General features: G+C 64.4%; 17 protein-coding genes and 1 riboswitch. Of the genes, 13 read left to right on the plus strand and 4 right to left on the minus strand.

All coding sequences use genetic code 11. From position 1 onward, the window contains the following. Nucleotides 1-109: 109 nt before the first annotated feature. From pstS to phoB, 6 genes are all read left to right on the plus strand, one after another. Nucleotides 110-1,123, plus strand: coding sequence for a phosphate ABC transporter substrate-binding protein PstS (gene pstS / locus AC1RQP_RS38250; protein WP_492942761.1), 1,014 nt, complete (start codon nt 110-112; stop codon nt 1,121-1,123). A 180-nt stretch (nt 1,124-1,303) separates the two neighbouring features. Then, on the plus strand, nt 1,304-2,293 hold the full coding sequence (pstC, locus tag AC1RQP_RS38255) for a phosphate ABC transporter permease subunit PstC (protein ID WP_492942876.1): 990 nt from the start codon (nt 1,304-1,306) through the stop codon (nt 2,291-2,293). A 4-nt stretch (nt 2,294-2,297) separates the two neighbouring features. Further along, a complete protein-coding gene (gene pstA, locus AC1RQP_RS38260; protein ID WP_239627962.1) occupies nt 2,298-3,143 on the plus strand; it encodes a phosphate ABC transporter permease PstA in 846 nt (281 codons plus the stop codon). After that, entirely contained in the window at nt 3,140-3,961 is an 822-nt protein-coding gene (gene pstB, locus AC1RQP_RS38265; protein ID WP_239627961.1) for a phosphate ABC transporter ATP-binding protein PstB, read from the plus strand. Before pstA ends, pstB begins: the two co-directional genes overlap by 4 nt. 11 nt (nt 3,962-3,972) lie before the next feature. Continuing rightward, nucleotides 3,973-4,689, plus strand: coding sequence for a phosphate signaling complex protein PhoU (gene phoU, locus AC1RQP_RS38270; RefSeq protein WP_239627959.1), 717 nt, complete (start codon nt 3,973-3,975; stop codon nt 4,687-4,689). A gap of 14 nt (nt 4,690-4,703) precedes the next feature. Continuing rightward, nucleotides 4,704-5,411, plus strand: coding sequence for a phosphate regulon transcriptional regulator PhoB (phoB, locus tag AC1RQP_RS38275; protein ID WP_014491300.1), 708 nt, complete (start codon nt 4,704-4,706; stop codon nt 5,409-5,411). Between the two features lie 240 nt (nt 5,412-5,651). Here the strand turns inward: phoB and AC1RQP_RS38280 are convergent, their stop codons facing one another. Then, nucleotides 5,652-6,164 (minus strand): GcrA family cell cycle regulator, encoded by a 513-nt coding sequence (locus AC1RQP_RS38280; protein WP_024337097.1) that lies wholly within the window; start codon nt 6,162-6,164, stop codon nt 5,652-5,654. A 458-nt stretch (nt 6,165-6,622) separates the two neighbouring features. Between AC1RQP_RS38280 and AC1RQP_RS38285 the strand changes: the two genes are divergently transcribed. The 3 genes from AC1RQP_RS38285 to AC1RQP_RS38295 all read left to right on the plus strand — a co-directional run bounded on the left by AC1RQP_RS38285 (nt 6,623) and on the right by AC1RQP_RS38295 (nt 9,927). Beyond that, nucleotides 6,623-7,831 carry an aspartate aminotransferase family protein gene (locus AC1RQP_RS38285; RefSeq protein ID WP_492942765.1) on the plus strand — a complete coding sequence of 403 codons (1,209 nt, stop codon included), beginning with the start codon at nt 6,623-6,625 and terminating at the stop codon, nt 7,829-7,831. Further along, on the plus strand, nt 7,831-8,766 hold the full coding sequence (gene argF / locus AC1RQP_RS38290) for an ornithine carbamoyltransferase (RefSeq protein ID WP_061879661.1): 936 nt from the start codon (nt 7,831-7,833) through the stop codon (nt 8,764-8,766). Before AC1RQP_RS38285 ends, argF begins: the two co-directional genes overlap by 1 nt. A 141-nt stretch (nt 8,767-8,907) precedes the next feature. Then, nucleotides 8,908-9,927 carry an Hsp33 family molecular chaperone gene (locus AC1RQP_RS38295; RefSeq protein WP_492942767.1) on the plus strand — a complete coding sequence of 340 codons (1,020 nt, stop codon included), beginning with the start codon at nt 8,908-8,910 and terminating at the stop codon, nt 9,925-9,927. A 152-nt stretch (nt 9,928-10,079) separates the two neighbouring features. Here AC1RQP_RS38295 and apaG read toward each other — a convergent pair whose 3' ends face one another. Further along, the gene (apaG, locus tag AC1RQP_RS38300; protein WP_024337101.1) at nt 10,080-10,472 is read right to left on the minus strand and encodes a Co2+/Mg2+ efflux protein ApaG; all 393 of its coding nucleotides are present in this window, start codon (nt 10,470-10,472) and stop codon (nt 10,080-10,082) included. A 197-nt stretch (nt 10,473-10,669) separates the two neighbouring features. On the opposite strand from apaG, the gene AC1RQP_RS38305 reads away from it, so the two are divergent. From AC1RQP_RS38305 to AC1RQP_RS38315, 3 genes are read left to right on the plus strand one after another with little or no spacing between them, the layout of a single operon-like run. After that, nucleotides 10,670-11,926 (plus strand): OpgC domain-containing protein, encoded by a 1,257-nt coding sequence (locus AC1RQP_RS38305; RefSeq protein WP_239627954.1) that lies wholly within the window; start codon nt 10,670-10,672, stop codon nt 11,924-11,926. After that, nucleotides 11,926-12,708: an SGNH/GDSL hydrolase family protein gene (locus AC1RQP_RS38310; protein WP_239627952.1), complete on the plus strand. Its 783-nt coding sequence runs from the start codon at nt 11,926-11,928 to the stop codon at nt 12,706-12,708. The genes AC1RQP_RS38305 and AC1RQP_RS38310 overlap by 1 nt, the downstream gene beginning before the upstream one ends. Before the next feature lie 12 nt (nt 12,709-12,720). Further along, on the plus strand, nt 12,721-13,713 hold the full coding sequence (locus AC1RQP_RS38315) for an SGNH/GDSL hydrolase family protein (RefSeq protein WP_492942770.1): 993 nt from the start codon (nt 12,721-12,723) through the stop codon (nt 13,711-13,713). 64 nt (nt 13,714-13,777) lie between these two features. On the opposite strand, the gene AC1RQP_RS38320 is transcribed toward AC1RQP_RS38315, so the two are convergent. Further along, entirely contained in the window at nt 13,778-14,965 is a 1,188-nt protein-coding gene (locus AC1RQP_RS38320) for an O-succinylhomoserine sulfhydrylase (protein ID WP_492942772.1), read from the minus strand. 75 nt (nt 14,966-15,040) lie between these two features. Next, nucleotides 15,041-15,120, minus strand: a riboswitch (SAM riboswitch). A 79-nt stretch (nt 15,121-15,199) separates the two neighbouring features. Between AC1RQP_RS38320 and AC1RQP_RS38325 the strand changes: the two genes are divergently transcribed. Further along, nucleotides 15,200-16,336, plus strand: coding sequence for a 2'-deoxycytidine 5'-triphosphate deaminase (locus AC1RQP_RS38325; RefSeq protein WP_492942774.1), 1,137 nt, complete (start codon nt 15,200-15,202; stop codon nt 16,334-16,336). A 31-nt stretch (nt 16,337-16,367) separates the two neighbouring features. Here the strand turns inward: AC1RQP_RS38325 and AC1RQP_RS38330 are convergent, their stop codons facing one another. Further along, a complete protein-coding gene (locus AC1RQP_RS38330; RefSeq protein ID WP_492942776.1) occupies nt 16,368-17,468 on the minus strand; it encodes a cytochrome-c peroxidase in 1,101 nt (366 codons plus the stop codon). Nucleotides 17,469-17,726 lie beyond the last annotated feature (258 nt).

Below are 17,726 nucleotides of genomic sequence, written 5' to 3' on the forward strand. Positions count from 1 at the left end.
CAACTGTCATGAAACCTTCGTAAAAGCACAGCCGACCGCTCCTAAACGGGCGGCGCGGGGAGCGCGATCGGGCGCGGATGGCGCTTCGCTCCCCTGTATGGAGACCAGCATGAATTTCCTCAAAACTATGGTCGCTGCTGGCTTGGTCGCCGCATCGACGACGGCAGCCTTTGCGGCCGACATCACCGGCGCCGGCGCGACGTTCCCGTTCCCGATCTATTCCAAGTGGGCTGACGCCTACAAAAAGGAGACCGGCAACGGTCTGAACTACCAGTCGATCGGCTCCGGCGGCGGCATCAAGCAGATCCAGGCCAAGACCGTGACCTTCGGCGCCACCGATGCGCCGCTCAAGGCCGAGCAGCTCGAGAAGGACGGCCTCGTCCAATGGCCGATGGTGATGGGCGCCATCGTCCCCGTCGTCAACCTCGAGGGTGTGAAGCCCGGCGAACTGGTGTTCGACGGCGAGACCCTGGCCGCCATCTATCTCGGCAAGATCACCAAGTGGGATGATGCCGCGATCAAGAAGCTCAATCCGAACGTGAAGCTGCCGTCGGAAGCCATCACCGTGGTCCGCCGCTCGGACGGCTCCGGCACCACCTTCAACTTCACCAACTACCTCTCCAAGGCCAGCGCGGACTGGAAGAGCAAGGTCGGCGAGGGCACCGCGGTCGAGTGGCCGGTCGGCGTCGGCGCCAAGGGCAACGAAGGCGTGTCGGGCAACATCGGCCAGACCAAGAACTCGATCGGCTATGTCGAGTACGCCTATGCGAAGCAGAACAAGCTGACCTACACCGGCCTCGTCAACAAGGCGGGCAAGACGGTGCAGCCGACCGTCGAAGCCTTCCAGGCGGCCGCCTCCAACGCCGATTGGGCCAAGGCTCCCGGCTACTACGTCATCCTGACCGAGCAGCCGGGCGAGAAGTCCTGGCCGATCACGGCGGCGACCTTCATCCTCATGCACAAGGATGCCACCGACAAGGCGGCTTCGCAGGAAGCCATCAAGTTCTTCCGCTGGGCGTTCAAGAAGGGCGACAAGCTGGCTGAAGAGCTCGACTACATCCCGATGCCGGACAGCGTCGTCCAGCTGATCGAGAAGACCTGGGCAGCCGATATCAAGAGCTAAGGCGCTCTTCTGTTCCGGAAGACGGTGCGGCGCGAAGACCGCACCGTCGCTCGGACCCCGCGAACGACCGTCCTCCGGACCAATCTCGCGATCCGCGAGCGTCCGGAGCACGAGACCACCGACTTAGAATTCGACTTAGAAAACGATATCATTCAGTAACAGGGGATCGGCGTGGCAGAAATGGCTGTCGAGAGCAACGTGATTGATGCTGCCGGACCTTATGACCGCGCCAAGGCGTTGAGCGCGTTCAAGCTGGGTGACGTCACCTTCTACTGGATCACGCGACTTTCCGCGATCTCGGTGCTGCTCATTCTCGGCGGCATCATCCTTTCGCTGATCGTGGGCGCCTTCCCGGCGATCAAGGAATACGGCCTGTCGTTCCTGTGGACGCAGCGCTGGGCCCCTTCGGCCGATCCGCCCGTGCTCGGCGCGCTCGGGCCGATGTACGGCACGCTCGTCACCTCCTTCATCGCGATGCTGATCGCCATTCCCGTCGGTCTCGGCATTGCGATCTTCCTCACCGAGCTTTGTCCGCAATGGCTGCGCCGCCCGATCGGCATGGCGATCGAGCTGCTCGCCGGCATTCCCTCGATCATCTACGGCATGTGGGGCTTCTTCGTGCTGGGCCCGTTCCTGGCCAACACATTCCAGCCCGCCATGATCAAGATCTTCGACGGCGTTCCTGTGCTGGGCGCGATCTTCGCCGGTCCCCCGTCCTATCTCAGCCTGTTCAATGCCGCGCTGATCCTCGCCATCATGGTGCTGCCCTTCATCACCTCGATCTCGGTCGACGTGTTCAAGACGGTGCCGCCGGTGCTGAAGGAAGCCGCCTACGGCGTCGGCTGCACCACGTGGGAAGTCGTGCGCAGCGTGGTGATCCCCTATACCCGCGTCGGCATCATCGGCGGCGTCATGCTGGCGCTGGGCCGCGCGCTCGGCGAGACGATGGCCGTGACCTTCATCATCGGCAATTCGTTCCGCATCTCTTCATCGATTTTCGCTCCGGGCACCACGATCTCGGCGGCGATCGCATCCGAGTTCGCCGAGAGCGACGGCCTGCACCAGTCCGGCCTGATCCTGCTCGGCCTGCTCCTGTTCGTGCTGACGTTCTTCGTGCTCGCGGCGGCGCGGCTGATGCTGATGCGCCTGGAAACCAAGGCCGGAAAGTGAAGCCATGAACCCGATCTATTCGCGCCGCCGCCGCTGGGACATCGTCATCCGCGGCCTCTGCATCGCAGCCGCCGCCTTCGGCGTCACCTGGCTCGCGCTGATCCTGATCACGCTGCTCTACAACGGTCTGGCCGGGCTCAACCTTCAGGTCTTCGCCGCAGACACGCCGCCGCCCGGATCGAGCGAGGGCGGCCTGCGCAACGCCATCGTCGGCTCGCTGATCATGACCGCGATCGGCGTCGGTATCGGCGCGCCGCTCGGCATGTTCGCCGGAACCTATCTTGCCGAATACGGCCGCAACGACAAGCTGACCTCGGTCATCCGTTTCATCAACGACATCCTGCTCTCGGCGCCCTCGATCATCATCGGCCTGTTCATCTACGGTGCGGTCGTGGTGCCGATGCGAGGCTTCTCGGCCATCGCTGGTGCGCTGGCGCTCGCCGTGATCGTGATCCCGGTCGTGGTGCGCACCACGGAGGACATGCTGCTGCTGGTGCCGAACCCGCTGCGTGAAGCCGCCAGCGCGCTCGGTCTGCCGCGTTCGCTGGTGATCAAGCGCATCGCCTACCGTGCGGCGCGCTCCGGCCTCATCACCGGCGTGCTGCTCGCCACCGCCCGCGTCGCCGGCGAAACCGCACCGCTGCTGTTCACCGCGCTGTCCAACCAGTTCTTCAGCCTGAGCCTGGACAAGACGATGGCCAACCTGCCAGTGACCATCAACAACTTCGTGCAGAGCCCCTACGCCTACTGGAAGCAACTCGCCTGGAGCGGGGCGCTGCTGATCACCCTGACTGTGCTTGCCCTGAACATTGGCGCCCGCATCCTTGGTGCCGAGAGGACCGCAAAATGAGTGAAATGTCTATTTCCGTAAGCGCGCCGACCGTTCATCCCGGCTCGCAGCCGCTGCCCGAGGCGCCTGCCAAGGTCACCGCGCGCAACCTCAATTTCTACTACGGTGAGCACCATGCGCTGAAGAACATCAATCTGGCGCTCGGCACCAATCGCGTCACGGCCTTCATCGGCCCGTCCGGCTGCGGCAAGTCGACCCTGCTGCGCATCTTCAACCGGATGTACGACCTCTATCCGGGCCAGCGCGCCACCGGCCAGCTGTTGCTCGACCACACCAACATCCTCGACCCCAAGCTCGACCTCAATCTGCTGCGCGCCCGGGTCGGCATGGTGTTCCAGAAGCCGACCCCGTTCCCGATGACGATCTATGAGAACATCGCCTTCGGCATCCGCCTCTACGAGAAGATCTCGAAGTCCGAGATGGACGGTCGCGTGGAGAAGGCGTTGCGCGGCGGCGCGCTGTGGAACGAGGTCAAGGACAAGCTCAACGCCTCCGGCCTGTCGCTCTCCGGCGGCCAGCAGCAGCGCCTCTGCATTGCCCGCACCGTCGCGGTGCGGCCCGAGGTGATCCTGTTCGACGAGCCGTGCTCGGCGCTCGACCCGATCTCGACCGCCAAGGTCGAGGAGCTGATCCAGGAATTGTCCGAGAACTACACGATCGCGATCGTCACCCATAACATGCAGCAGGCGGCGCGCGTCTCCGACAAGACCGCCTTCATGTATCTCGGCGAGTTGATCGAGTTCGACGACACCAGCAAGATATTCACGTCGCCGAGCGACCGGCGCACGCAGGATTACATCACCGGCCGGTTCGGCTGAGGAGACGGAACATGGGTTCTGAACATACCGCAAAGGCTTTCGATACCGACCTCCAGGAACTCACGCGCCTGGTCGCCGAGATGGGCGGCATCGCCGAGCGCATGATCGTCGATTCCGTCGACGCGCTGATCCGCCGCGACGTCACGCTCGGTCAGCGCGTCGTCGCCACCGACGCCGAACTCGACACGCTGCAGAAGCGCATTGAGGAGCGCGCCGTGCTCACCATCGCCCGCCGCCAGCCGATGGCCGTTGATCTGCGCGAGATCGTCGGGGCCATGCGCGTCGCGACCGATCTCGAGCGCATCGGCGATCTCGCCAAGAACATGGGCAAGCGTGTCGCAGCGCTGGAAACGGATTTTCATCCGCTGAAACTGTTCCGCGGCCTGGAACACATGACCGACCTCGTGCAGCAGCAGGTCAAGTCGGTGCTGGACGCCTATGCCGCGCACGATCTGCCGGCAGCGATGGCGGTGTGGAAGGGCGACGAGGAAGTCGACGCCATCTGCACCTCGCTGTTCCGCGAACTCCTCACCTACATGATGGAGGATCCGCGCAACATCTCGTTCTGCATCCATTTGATGTTCTGCGCCAAGAACATCGAGCGGATCGGCGACCACGCCACCAACATCGCCGAGACCGTGTTCTACATGATCGAGGGCCAGGCGATCACCGACAAGCGGCCGAAGGGCGACATGACGAACTTCGCCACGACGATCCCGAATACCTAAGGAGCGACGACAACATGGGCGCACGCATTATGGTGGTTGAGGACGAGGAAGCTCTCACCGAGCTTCTTCGCTACAACCTCGAAGGCGACGGCTATGACGTCGAGACGGTGATGCGCGGCGATGACGCCGACACCCGCCTCAAGGAGCACATTCCCGATCTGATCGTGCTCGACTGGATGCTGCCGGGCCTGTCGGGCATCGAGCTGTGCCGGCGGCTGCGCACCCGGCCCGAGACCAAGCAGCTGCCGATCATCATGCTCACCGCGCGCGGCGAGGAGAGCGAGCGGGTGCGGGGTCTTGCGACCGGCGCCGACGATTACATCGTCAAGCCGTTCTCGGTGCCGGAGCTGCTGGCGCGCGTGAAGGGTCTGCTCAGGCGCGCCAGCCCCGAGCGGCTCGCCACCGTGCTCGCCTATGGCGACATCGAGCTCGACCGCGACAAGCGCCGCGTGGCGCGTTCGGGCCGGCCGATCGATCTCGGCCCGACCGAATATCGTCTGCTGGAGTTCTTCCTGGAGCATCCCGGCCGTGTGTTCTCGCGCGAGCAGCTGCTCGACAGCGTCTGGGGCCGTGACATCTACATCGACGAGCGCACCGTCGACGTCCATATCGGCCGCCTGCGCAAGCTGCTCAATCTCGGCCGCGAGCAGGATCCGATCCGCACCGTCCGTGGCGCCGGCTATGCGCTGGACGATCGGTTTGCGAAGGCGGAGCAGGCGTAAGGTCGGGTGAGCTGTTTGCTGGCAGCTGTGGCCACAATCTCAGCTGTCGTCCCGGGGCGCGCGTAGCGCGAGCCCGGGATCCATAACCACAGGACCTGGTGTGGCGAAGACTCGGAGTGACCATCCCGCGCAACGATTGCGCCCTGTGGTTATGGATCCCCGCGTTCGCGGGGATGACACCGAGCAACTGGAGCCGTCATCGTGTGACGGCTGCGGTCTTGATCAGAGAATTCCGCGAGCTCAGCGCGTGCCCGGCTTCGCCGGTGCGCGGCGGCGATCCGCCGCCGGCTGATACGCCACGCGCGAATGCTGGGCGCAGTAGGGCAGGCCGGAGAGCGCCTTGCCGCCGCAGAAGAAGAAATCCGGGCTCGAGGGATCGCCGACCGGCCAGTGGCAGGTCGCCTCGTTCAGCTCCAGCAGTGACAGCCGCTGGCTCATCGGCACCACATTGTCGTAGGTGACGGGTTCGGCCTCGACCTCGACCTCGAAGGCCTGCGCCAGCGCGGTGTTGCCGCGGGCGACGGGGCGGGTCACCCGCATCATGTGCTGCGCGGGCCGCGCCTTGCGCGGCCGGGGCGCTGCCGATGAAGGGCTCTTGGCGCGGCCGGACAAGCCGAGCCGGTGCACTTTGCCGATCACGGCATTGCGGGTCACATTGCCGAGCTCCGCCGCGATCTGGCTGGCCGAAAGTCCGGCCTCCCAGAGCTTTTTCAGCTGCTCGACGCGATCATCGGACCAGGTCAAAACCGTCATTGCACCCTTTCCCTCGCTGCGCGCCTGCCATCCTGGGGCCTTCGCAGCGATTGCCTAAGCCTTCAAAAACCCGTGCCGCCAGAATCCCTTAAGGCTCGCCGGGCGCGCTCAAGACGCCCGAACGTTTACGCCGGTACATGAGGACTTAAGGGATCAGAACTGCTGCACGAGATGTCGTATCTGACAGTCCAAACGCTACAATATGGCGTGACTCCCGCGCAAGAGTCCGCCGACTCGCGTCCACATGTTCCGTGGTGAAAAACCCGCAAAATCGGCACCGCAAGACTACGGATTCAGCGTTTCGCGGGGCTTTCCGGGCGGCATTGACACCCGTCTTGCCAGGCATAAGATAGTGCTACGTGCCGCCCTTAAAAGGCGGCACGTTTCGTTTTCCGGGCCGGTCAATGGTGCGTTGCGTAATGCACGCGTCACACCGTCCGCAACATTCAAGTGACGTCATGACCAACAGCGCCGCGCCGCATTTGCTCCCCGTTTTCGCCAGGGCCGACCTCGGTTTCGAGCGCGGAGAAGGCTGCTGGCTGATCGCGACCAATGGCGATCGCTATCTCGATTTCACCTCCGGCGTGGCGGTGAATGCGCTCGGCCATGCGCATCCCACGCTGGTCAAGGCGTTGCAGGAGCAGGCGACGAAGCTCTGGCACATGTCGAACCTGTTCCAGAGCCCGGACGGCGAGAAGCTCGCGGCGCGTCTGTGCAATGAAAGTTTTGCGGACTTCGTGTTCTTCTGCAATTCCGGCGCCGAGGCGCTTGAAGGTGTGATCAAGCTGGTGCGCCACCATCACTTCTCCAAGGGGCATCCTGAGCGCTATCGCATGATCACATTCGAGGGCGCCTTCCATGGCCGCACGCTGGCGACGCTGGCCGCCACCGGTTCTGCAAAATATCTCGAGGGCTTCGGCCCGCCGATGGACGGCTTCGACCAGGTGCCGCATGGCGATCTGGAAGCCGTGAAGAAGGCGATCGGCCCGAACACCGCCGGTATTCTCATCGAGCCGATCCAGGGCGAGGGCGGCGTTCGTTCTGCGCCTCCCGCATTCCTGAAGGCACTGCGCGAGCTCTGCAACGAGCGCGGCCTCTTGCTCGCCTTCGACGAGGTGCAGACCGGCATGGGCCGCACCGGCGAACTCTTTGCCTACAAGCGCACCGGCGTCGTGCCCGACGTGATGTCGCTTGCGAAGGCGCTCGGTGGCGGTTTCCCGATCGGCGCGGTGCTCGCCACCGCCGACGCTGCACGCGGCATGGGGCCGGGCTCGCACGGTTCGACCTTCGGCGGCAATCCGCTCGCGATCTCGGCTGCCAACGCCGTGCTCGATGTCATGCTCAAGCCCGGCTTCTTCGATCACGTGCAGAAAATGTCGCTGCTGCTGAAGCAGAAGCTCGCCTCCGTGATCGATCGCCATCACGATGTCGTCAGCGAGGTGCGCGGCGAGGGGCTCCTGATCGGCATCAAGGCCGTGGTGCCCTCGGGCGATCTCGTCGCGGCGCTGCGCGCCGAAAAATTGCTCACCGTCGGAGCCGGCGACAACGTCGTGCGCTTCCTGCCGCCCTTGATCGTTACCGAGGCGGAGATCGAAGACAGCGTCGGGCGGCTCGAACGCGCCTGCACTGCGATCTCGTCCAGCCAGACCAAGCGGGCGGCAAGCTGATGAGCAAGACGCCCAATAAAGCTCCAAAGCACTTTTTGGACATCAACGAGCTGCCGCTGTCGGAGCTCAAGAGCATGCTCGCCGCCTCGTCCGCCATGAAGGCGAAGCAGAAGGCGCACCAGCCGGTCAGGCCGCTCGAAGGCAAGACGCTGGCGATGATTTTCGAGCGGCCCTCGACGCGGACGCGGGTGTCGTTCGATGTCGCCATGCGCCAGCTCGGCGGTGAGCCCATCATGCTCACCGGCGCCGAGATGCAGCTCGGTCGCGGCGAGACCATTGCCGATACCGCGCGGGTGCTGTCGCGCTATGTCGATGCGATCATGATCCGCATCCTCAATCACGAGGCGCTCCTGGAGCTTGCGGCCTATGCGACCGTGCCCGTGATCAACGGCCTGACGCGGCGGTCGCATCCCTGCCAGGTGATGGCCGACCTCATGACCTATGAGGAGCATCGCGGCCCGATCGAGGGCAAGACGGTGGCCTGGACCGGCGACGACAACAACGTGCTGGCGTCCTGGGCACATGCCGCCGAGCGCTTCAAATTCCAGCTCAACGTCGCAACACCTCCGGAGCTCGCGCCGAAGAAGGCAATGCGCGACTGGATCAAGACGTCAGGCGCGCCGATCGTGCTCGGCACCGATCCGGAAGCCGCCGTGCGCGGCGCCGATTGCGTCGTCACCGACACCTGGGTGTCGATGGGCGACAAGGAGGGCGAGCACCGCCACAACGTGCTCAAGCCCTACCAGGTCAATGCCAAGCTGATGTCGCTGGCCAAGCCCGATGCGCTGTTCATGCACTGCCTGCCGGCCCATCGCGGCGAGGAGGTCACGGATGACGTGATCGACGGTCCGCAATCGGTCGTTTTCGACGAGGCCGAGAACCGCCTGCACGCGCAGAAGGGTATTCTGGCCTGGTGCTTCGACGCGGTGAAATAGCGGGGGCGTGTGGTGGCGTTGCTGTCGCCCCGCGCACCGCTGTCGTCCCGGACCAGCGCTCGCTTGTCCGGAGCGATCGCGGAATATGTGGTGGTCGCCGCCCCCTTCCATTTTCAGCCCTCCGACCCCAGATAACGCGCCATGGTTTCCCAATCCCCTGACATGAAAACCGGGCCTGAAGGCCCGGTTCGCGCACCATCGGCGGTTCCGATCGACGACGCCGTGCTGCCTTACGAGGTCGACGCGCTCGATGTGCGCGGGCGGCTGGTGCGGCTCGGCCCGGCGCTCGACGATATCCTGACCAAGCACGATTATCCCGCACCCGTCGGCAAGCTGCTCGGTGAAGCCATCGTGCTGACGACGTTGCTCGGCACCGCGCTGAAGTTCGAAGGTCGCTTCATTCTTCAGGCCCAGACCGACGGTCCGGTGTCGTTCCTGGTCGTCGACTACATGGCGCCGGATCGCCTGCGCGCCTATGCACGCTTTGACGCCGAGCGCCTCGGCGAGGCCAAGGACGCCGGCATGCAGTCTGGCGCGCTGCTCGGCCGCGGCCATCTCGCCATGACCATCGACCAGGGCCCCGACATGAGCCGCTACCAGGGTCTGGTTGCGCTCGACGGCGGCAGCCTGGAAGACGCCGCGCACGAATATTTTCTCCGCTCCGAGCAGATCCCGACGCGCGTGCGCCTTGCGGTCGGCGAGGAGTGGCGCTCGAGCGACGGCGGCAAGCATCGCTGGCGGGCCGGCGGCATGCTGATGCAGTTTCTGCCGAAGGCGCCGGAGCGCGCCCGGCAGGCCGATCTGCATCCCGGCGATGCGCCTGAAGGTGTCGAAGTGCACAGTGTCGCCGAAGACGACGCCTGGGTCGAGGCGCGTTCGCTGATCGAGACCGTCGAAGACGTCGAGCTGATCGATCCCGAACTCTCGGGCGAGCGGCTGCTCTACCGTCTCTTCCACGAGCGCGGCGTGCGCGTGTTCAATCCGCAGGTCCTCAAGGCGCAGTGCTCCTGCTCGCGCAATGCGGTCGCCTCGATGCTCAAGAGCTTTTCGCCGGACGATCGTGCCGCAATGGTCAAGGACGACAAGGTCGTCGTCACCTGCGAGTTCTGCTCGTCGGTGTACCAGTTCTCGCCCCACGAGGCGGGCGTGGAAGACGCCTAACGCGGCATCCTCGCAAGGACGATGTGGAGGCAGCTCGCCAAACGTTCGGACATCGCAGGGTAGGCAAAGTGGAGCGTGCCCGCCATGTCCCGTGCGACGATCGGAATGGTGGGCATGGCGCTCTGCGCCTCTGCCCGCCCTGCGACACCGCGCTAGTTCAACACCCGCTTGTTGTCGGGACTGTCGAGCGAGAACGTCGGCACGTCGATCTCGAAGCGCTCGCCGGTTTCGCTGACCATCTGGTAGCGGCCGGTCATGAAGCCCGAGGCGGTCGAGAGCGGCACGCCGGAGGTGTATTCGAAGCGCTCGCCGGGGGCCAGGATCGGCTGCTCGCCGACCACCCCCTCGCCCTTCACCTCCTGCTGGCGGCCGGAGGCATCGGTAATGATCCAGTGCCGCGTCTTGAGCTGCACGGTCTCCTCGCCCGAATTGGTGATGACGATGGTGTAGGACCAGAAATAGCGCGAGCGGTCGGCCGACGACTGCTCCGGAACAAAGTTCGGCTCGACGGTTACTTCGATCTGGCGGGTCACGGCGCGGTACATGGTTGCTATAATAGCCAAATCCGTGCCGGGAACCAAACGCCACAGACGGCTTTGGCGACATCGTCCCGCCAGAATTCGAAGGGAAGGACACCCCAGAGGGAGATTCCCTTATATGATCCGGGCCGCTTTGCGAGACGACGGCGGGACCCCTACATTCCTTCAACGTCGCGTTTTGCGGAAGGGTTCTTAGGCCCCCGATGACCATTGCCGACCAAGTGACGGGATCGACGATCGCGGGGACCGCGGAGGCCAGACCCGCAGGGACCAAGCCGCGCGCCGCCGCGCCGGCCATCACGCTGCCCGCCATCGGCGAGCGCGAGCTCCGGCTCGATCTGTTCCGCGGGCTCGCGCTGTGGCTGATCTTCATCGACCACCTGCCGCCAAGTCTGTTGACCTGGTTCACGATCCGCAATTACGGCTTCAGCGACGCCACCGAGATCTTCATCTTCATCTCCGGCTACACCGCCGCCTTCGTCTACGGCCGGGCGATGCTGGAGAGCGGCGTCCTCATCGCCACCGCGCGCATCCTGCGCCGGGTCTGGCAGATCTACGTCGCCCACGTCTTCCTGTTCACGATCTTCCTTGCCGAAATCTCCTATGTAGCGACCAGATTCGAGAACCCGCTCTACACCGAAGAGATGGGCATCATGGACTTCCTCAAGCAGCCGGACGTCACCATCGTGCAGGCGCTGCTCCTGCGCTTTCGTCCCGTCAACATGGACGTGCTGCCGCTCTACATCGTGCTGATGCTGGCGCTGCCCCTGATCCTGTGGTCGATGAAATGGCGGCCCGACGTCACCCTCGGCCTTTCGGTCCTGCTCTACGCGGTCACCTGGGAGTACGATCTCTATCTGTCGGCCTATCCGAACGGCTTCTGGGCCTTCAATCCCTTTGCCTGGCAATTGCTGTTCGTGTTCGGTGCCTGGTGCGCGCTCGGAGGTGCGCGCCGCATGTCGCGTATTCTGTCGTCACGCGTCACGATGTGGCTGGCGATCGCCTATCTCGTCGCGTCGTTCTACGTGACGCTGACCTGGTATGTGCCGCAGCTCTCCCAGTTCATGCCGAAGCTGATCGAGCAATGGATGTATCCGATCAACAAGACCGATCTCGACGTGCTGCGCTTCACGCATTTTCTGGCGCTGGCCGCGCTCACGGTGCGCTTCCTGCCGCGGGACTGGCCGGGCCTGAAGTCGCCCTGGCTGCGGCCGCTGATCCTGTGCGGCCAGCATTCCCTCGAGATCTTCTGTCTCGGCGTCTTCCTTGCTTTCGCCGGCCACTTCATCCTGGCCGAAGTCTCCGGCGGCGCAGCCATGCATGCCTTGATTAGTCTCTCCGGAGTCCTGATCATGTGGGGGGTGGCCTGGGTCATTTCGTGGTACAAGCGCGTGGCTGACAAGAGCGGTGCGAAGACCAAAAACGCCGTCGGCAATGCCGATCTGGCGGGAGGGGGCTGATGAAGGCGAAGGTTCTCCTGAGCCTGATCCTGCTGTGCGGTGGCCTCGCCGCGCCTGTGGCGCGTGCGGGCGATGCTGCGCCCACGGCTCCCCCCGCGGCGCCCCCTTCCTGCGAATTGCCGGCCTACCTGCTGGCCAGCGAAAGCCCGCTGCCCAAGGTCGCCGCCGCCGTCAAGGCCGGCAAGCCGCTCGATATCCTGGTCATCGGCAGCCGCTCGACGACCATTCCATCTTCGGAGAACAGCTCGTACCCGGCGCGCATGGAGGCGATCCTCAAGGAGAAGCTGCCGCCGTCGGAGGCGGTGCATGTCTCCGTAGAAATACAGAGCAAGAAAACGGCGGAGGAGACCGCCTCCACTTTCGTTAAGCTGATGGAAGCAAAAACGCCTACGTTGGTCATCTGGCAGACCGGGACGGTGGACGCTATCCGCGCCAGCGATCCCGACGAGTTTCGCAGCGCCGTCACCGAAGGGGTTGCTGCGTTGCAAAATGCGGGGGCTGACGTCGTCTTGATGAATCTGCAGTATAGTCCACGCACTGAAACCATGATCTCGGCGCAGCCTTTTCTCGATAATATGCGGGTGGTGGCGCAGGAGCACAGTATTCCGCTGTTCGATCGTTTCGCGATCATGCGGCAGTGGAATGATCAGGGTCAGTTCGACCTGTTCAGCCCGTCCCGCGGGCCCGAGCTGGCGAAGCAGGTCCATGATTGCCTTGGCCGGGCGTTGGCACAGTTCGTGTTCGACGCAGCCCGTCTCGAGCCGGCCCAGCAGCAGAATTGAGGTCTAGCGTTAATGAGTTCTCTCCGCCCTTTTTGCCTGACGACATGGCTGGCCGCGCCTGCAGCCGCGGCGCTGTTGTTGCTGATTCCGGCCTCGAAATCGCATGCCCAGACGCCAGCCGCCCAGGCGACACCCGCCCCCGCGCAGTCGGCTGATCCCGCTCCCACTTCGCCCTCCCAGACCACCGTCGCTGCGACGTCGCCCGAGCAGCGAGGTATCACGGCGCGCGCCATCGACAAGGTGAAGCAGGCCGCCAAATCCGCCAGCGACATCTTCAACCGTGTGCCCTGCCAGCCGCCGAAGGACGGTTCGAAGGCGATGGGCTCGCTACCGCACGTTGCTGGCAAGCTCGTCGCCGGCCTGCCCGTCGTCATCGTCGCGTTCGGCTCGTCGTCGACTCAAGGGTTCGGCGCGAGCTCGCCGGAGTTCAATTACCCCAATCGTCTCGCCGCGCAGCTGCGCCGGCACTATCCGACCGCCGACATCAGCGTCGTCAATGCCGGCGTCGGCGGCGAGGACGCCCCCGAGATGATGAAGCGCCTTCAGACGCAGGTGATCGACATGCATCCGGATCTCGTGATCTGGCAGGTCGGCACCAACGCCGTGCTGCGCAATCTCGATCCCGGCGAAACCGCCAAGATGGTGGAGGACGGCATCAGCCGCATCCAGGCCGCGGGCGGCGCCGACATCGTGCTGGTCGATCCGCAATATTCGCCGGCCGTCAACCAGCGCGCCGAGAGCGCAGGCAAGATGGTGAAGCTGCTCAGCAAGGTCGCCGAGCTCCGTCACGTCGGAATCTTCCCGCGCTTCGAGGTGATGCGCGACTGGCATGAGAAGCAGGCCATTCCGGTCGAGGGCTTCGTGATCGCCGATGGCCTGCACATGAACGATTGGGGCTATGCCTGCTTCGCTCAGCTGTTGGGTGACGACATCATCCGTTCCGTCGGCCAGATCAAGCTCGGGGTGAACGTGCCCGCGGACGTGCGGACGTACCGGCCGATGTGAGAGGGCGAATAGGGAATGGCGAGTAGCGAATAGATCGACCTATTCGCCAATCACTATTCGCCATTCACGCCTTCTCCAGCGCCGCCGTCAGATCCTCGATCAGATCGTCGGCATGTTCGAGCCCCGCGGAGAAGCGAATGAATCCCTCGCTGATCCCGAGCGCGGCACGGTCCTCCGGCTTCAGGCGCTGATGCGTCGTCGTCGCCGGATGCGTGACGAGGCTCTTGGCGTCGCCGAGATTGTTCGAGATCTTCGCAAGCTTCAATTCGTTGAGCATGCGGAACGCGGCCTGCTTGCCGCCCGTGACCTCGAAGCCGACCAGGGTCGAGCCGCCGCGCATCTGCTTCTTCACCAAGGCTGCCTGCGGATGATCGGCGCGGCCGGGATAGACCAGCCGCGAGATCTTCGGATGGCTCGCCAGCACCTCGGCGATGCGCGCTGCGGTCTCGGTCTGCGCGCGCACGCGCACGCCCAGCGTCTCCAGGCCCTTGAGCAGGACCCAGGCATTGAACGGCGAGATCGAGGGGCCGGTCTGGCGCATGAAATTGTGGATGTGTTCGGCGATGAAGGCTTCCGACGACAGGATGATGCCGCCCAGGCACCGGCCCTGGCCGTCGATATGCTTGGTCGCGGAATAGACGACCACGTCGGCCCCTAGCGCGAGCGGGCTCTGCCAGATCGGAGTGGCGAACACGTTGTCGACCACGAGCCGCGCGCCGCCCTTGTGCGCGATCTCGGCGATCCCGGGGATGTCGAGGACGTCGAGGGTCGGGTTGGTCGGGCTCTCCAGGAAGAACGTTTTGGTGTTGGGCTTCAGCGCGCGCTGCCATTGGTCGAGATCGAGCCCGTCGACCAGCGTGGTCTCGATGCCGTAGCGCGGCAACAAGTCCTGGATGACGTAGAGGCACGAGCCGAACAGGGCGCGCGAAGCCACGACGTGATCGCCGGCCTTGAGCGGTGCGAGGATCGCGGTCGTCACCGCGGCCATGCCGGTCGCCGCCGAGCGGGCGGCTTCGGCGCCTTCGAGCTCGATCATGCGGCGCTCGAACATCGCGATGGTGGGGTTGGAGTAGCGCGAATAGATGAAGCCGGGATCCTCGCCCTTGAACCGCGCCTCGCACTCCTCGGCGCTGTTGTAGACGTAGCCTTGGGTGAGGAACAGCGCCTCCGACGTCTCGCCAAATTGCGAGCGCAGGGTCCCGGAATGGACCAGGCGGGTTTCGGGACGGTAGTTGGCAGGCGACTTCGACATAGGACCCTCCGACATGACCATTCGATGCGCAAACGGTCACAAAAAAACCGGCCTGGATATCTCCACTGGCCGGGATCACAGAGGTCCCCGGCCTGTTTAGCGACTTATTTAACGTGGCTGCAAGCCGGCCGGCTCAAATCACCACGGGATAAGTGATGCTCATATTCCGCAATGCCCTTTCCGTCAAGGCGTCCATCGGCTAGCCGTAACAGGCTGTTTTTCCCGTATGTCGGGATGCAAGAGAGCCCTGATGAGGACCCCCGGTTGACGTTCACGGTCGCCGCCGACGCCAATGGTATCCTGCCCGACCGCATGATCGCGGCGATGGCGGAAGCGGGGCTCATCCTGCCCGAATACGACTTTGTCGAGAGCCAGATCCAGCCGGCGAGCCTCGATCTGCGCCTCGGCGATATCGCCTATCGCGTCCGCGCGAGCTTCCTGCCCGGTCCCGGCGCCACGGTCGCCGAACGCATCGATGAATTGAAGCTGCACGAGTTCAGCCTCGCCGACGGCGCGGTGCTGGAGACCAACTGCGTGTACATCGTGCCGCTGCTGGAAAGTCTGGCGCTGCCGCCGGAAATCGTCGCGGCAGCCAACCCCAAGAGCTCGACCGGCCGGCTCGACGTCTTCACCCGCGTGATCGCCGACGGCACCCGCCGCTTCGACATGATCGGCGCCGGCTATCATGGCCCGCTTTATGCCGAGATCAGCCCGAAGACCTTTCCGGTGCTGGTGCGCGAGGGCTCGCGCCTGTCGCAGGTGCGTTTCCGCACCGGTGATGCCATCCTCAATGCCGACGAGCTCGAGGCGCTGCATGCCGCCGAGCGCCTCGTCGACATCGACGATGCTGACCTCTCCGGCGGTGTCGCCGTCTCCGTCGACCTCTCCGGCGAGAAGGCGAGCGGCTTCGTCGGCTATCGCGCCAAGCGCCACACCGGTGTCGTCGACGTCGATCGCCGCTCCGGCTACGCGGTCGAAGACTTCTGGGAGCCGATCTCGGCCCGCCCCGACGGTAGCCTCATCCTCGATCCCGGCGAGTTCTACATCCTCGCCTCCAAGGAAGCTGTGCAGGTGCCACCCGACTACGCCGCGGAGATGGTGCCGTTCGATCCTTTGGTGGGCGAGTTCCGCGTGCACTATGCCGGATTCTTCGATCCCGGCTTCGGCTATGCCGGCGCCGGCGGGCAGGGCTCGCGGGCCGTGCTTGAGGTGCGCTCGCGCGAAGTGCCGTTCATCCTCGAGCACGGCCAGATCGTCGGCCGCCTCGTCTATGAAAAGATGCTCGCCCGCCCCGACGCGATGTACGGCCAGCGCATCGGCTCGAACTACCAGGCGCAGGGCCTGAAGCTGAGCAAGCATTTTCGGGTGTAAGTGTCAGCAAGCGCTGCGCGTGAACCATGGCTCAAAGCGGCGGCTTCGGCCGTGGCGGCTTCGGACCAAAGGCGCGTGCCGTATCGCGCTGCGGACGGTTCACCCTGGTTAGTGCGAGCTGTCGCGCATACTCCTTGTCGCCGGCGTCCTTGTATTGCGGACTGGTCAGTGCCGCCATCAACGCCACCACGTCGTCGATCTCGGTCTCCCTCAGCGCCAGCGGCTGGATGTCCTCATCGAGCCACGCGTCAGCGACGCCGTCGCCCTTGTTGTAGTGATCCATGACGTCCCACAGCGTTTCCATCGATCCGTCGTGAAAGTAGGGCGCGGTCACCAGGATATTTCGCAGGCCGGGCGTCTTGAAGGACGCAATGTCGCCCGGCCGCTTGGTGATCAGGAAACGTCCCAGAACCGACATTTCGTTCGCGATCGCCGCGTTGTCGACATCCAGCGCACGTCCCTGCGCCAGCTCGCGCTCGGCCTGCTCCGCCAGCGCACCGACGCGATGCCGAAGGATGCCGATGCCGATGTTGTGAAAATCGTGATCGGTGAAGACAGTTGGATCGCGCTCTCTATCCGTCAGCGCATGGCAAAGATTGCAACGCGCCTTGTTGTTGAACAATTCCCAACCACGTTTGGCCGAATCGCTGATCGCATTCGCATCTCCAGCGATGAAATGATCGAAGGGCGAATCGAAGGACGCGAGCGTCCGTTCATAGGTTGCAATGGCGCGCAACATGTCCTGTTCGTTGACGCCGCGGCCGAAGGCCTGCATGAACTGGGCCTGATAGTCCTTGTCGCCGGCGATCTTGGATACAGCATCGCCGATGCTGGCCGAGCCCATCTCGAGAGCGTTGGTGATCGGCAGCGCCGCCTGCTGCTCAAGCGTGTCGACGCGACCGTCCCAGAACTGCGACTTGTTGTAGAGCGCATTCAGCACGGTCGGGGCGTTGCGTTGGCCGGCGCGCCCATGGATGCCGATCGACACTGGCCTGCCGTCGGTGAAGGCGCGTGCCGGATCGTGGCACGTGGCACAGGCGATGGTGCCGTCGCCCGAGAGCTGGGCGTCGAAGAACAGCTTCTGTCCCAACGCAACCGTCGCAGGTGCAAGCGGCGTTGCCGGCGGGATCACTGACGCTGTCAGCGCCGCGGGAAAACCGACCTGATCCCGCGAGCGCGGCTCGGCGAGTGGCCTTGCCCAGGCAGCGGCGGCGGTTGCCCCGGCGCCAGCGCTGGCGGTGGACTGACCACGCTGTCTTCGTCCGCCGCCGATACGGGAAGCAACGGCAAGATCTGCGACAGAAGCAGAAGAACAGCCAGCGATATTGCGCGCATCCGATAGCCCTTGTTCTCGGGACAAGTAAGAAAGCTAACACGAAAGGTCCTGAAC

Source organism: Bradyrhizobium sp. GW821-FHT13H06, assembly GCF_058803975.1.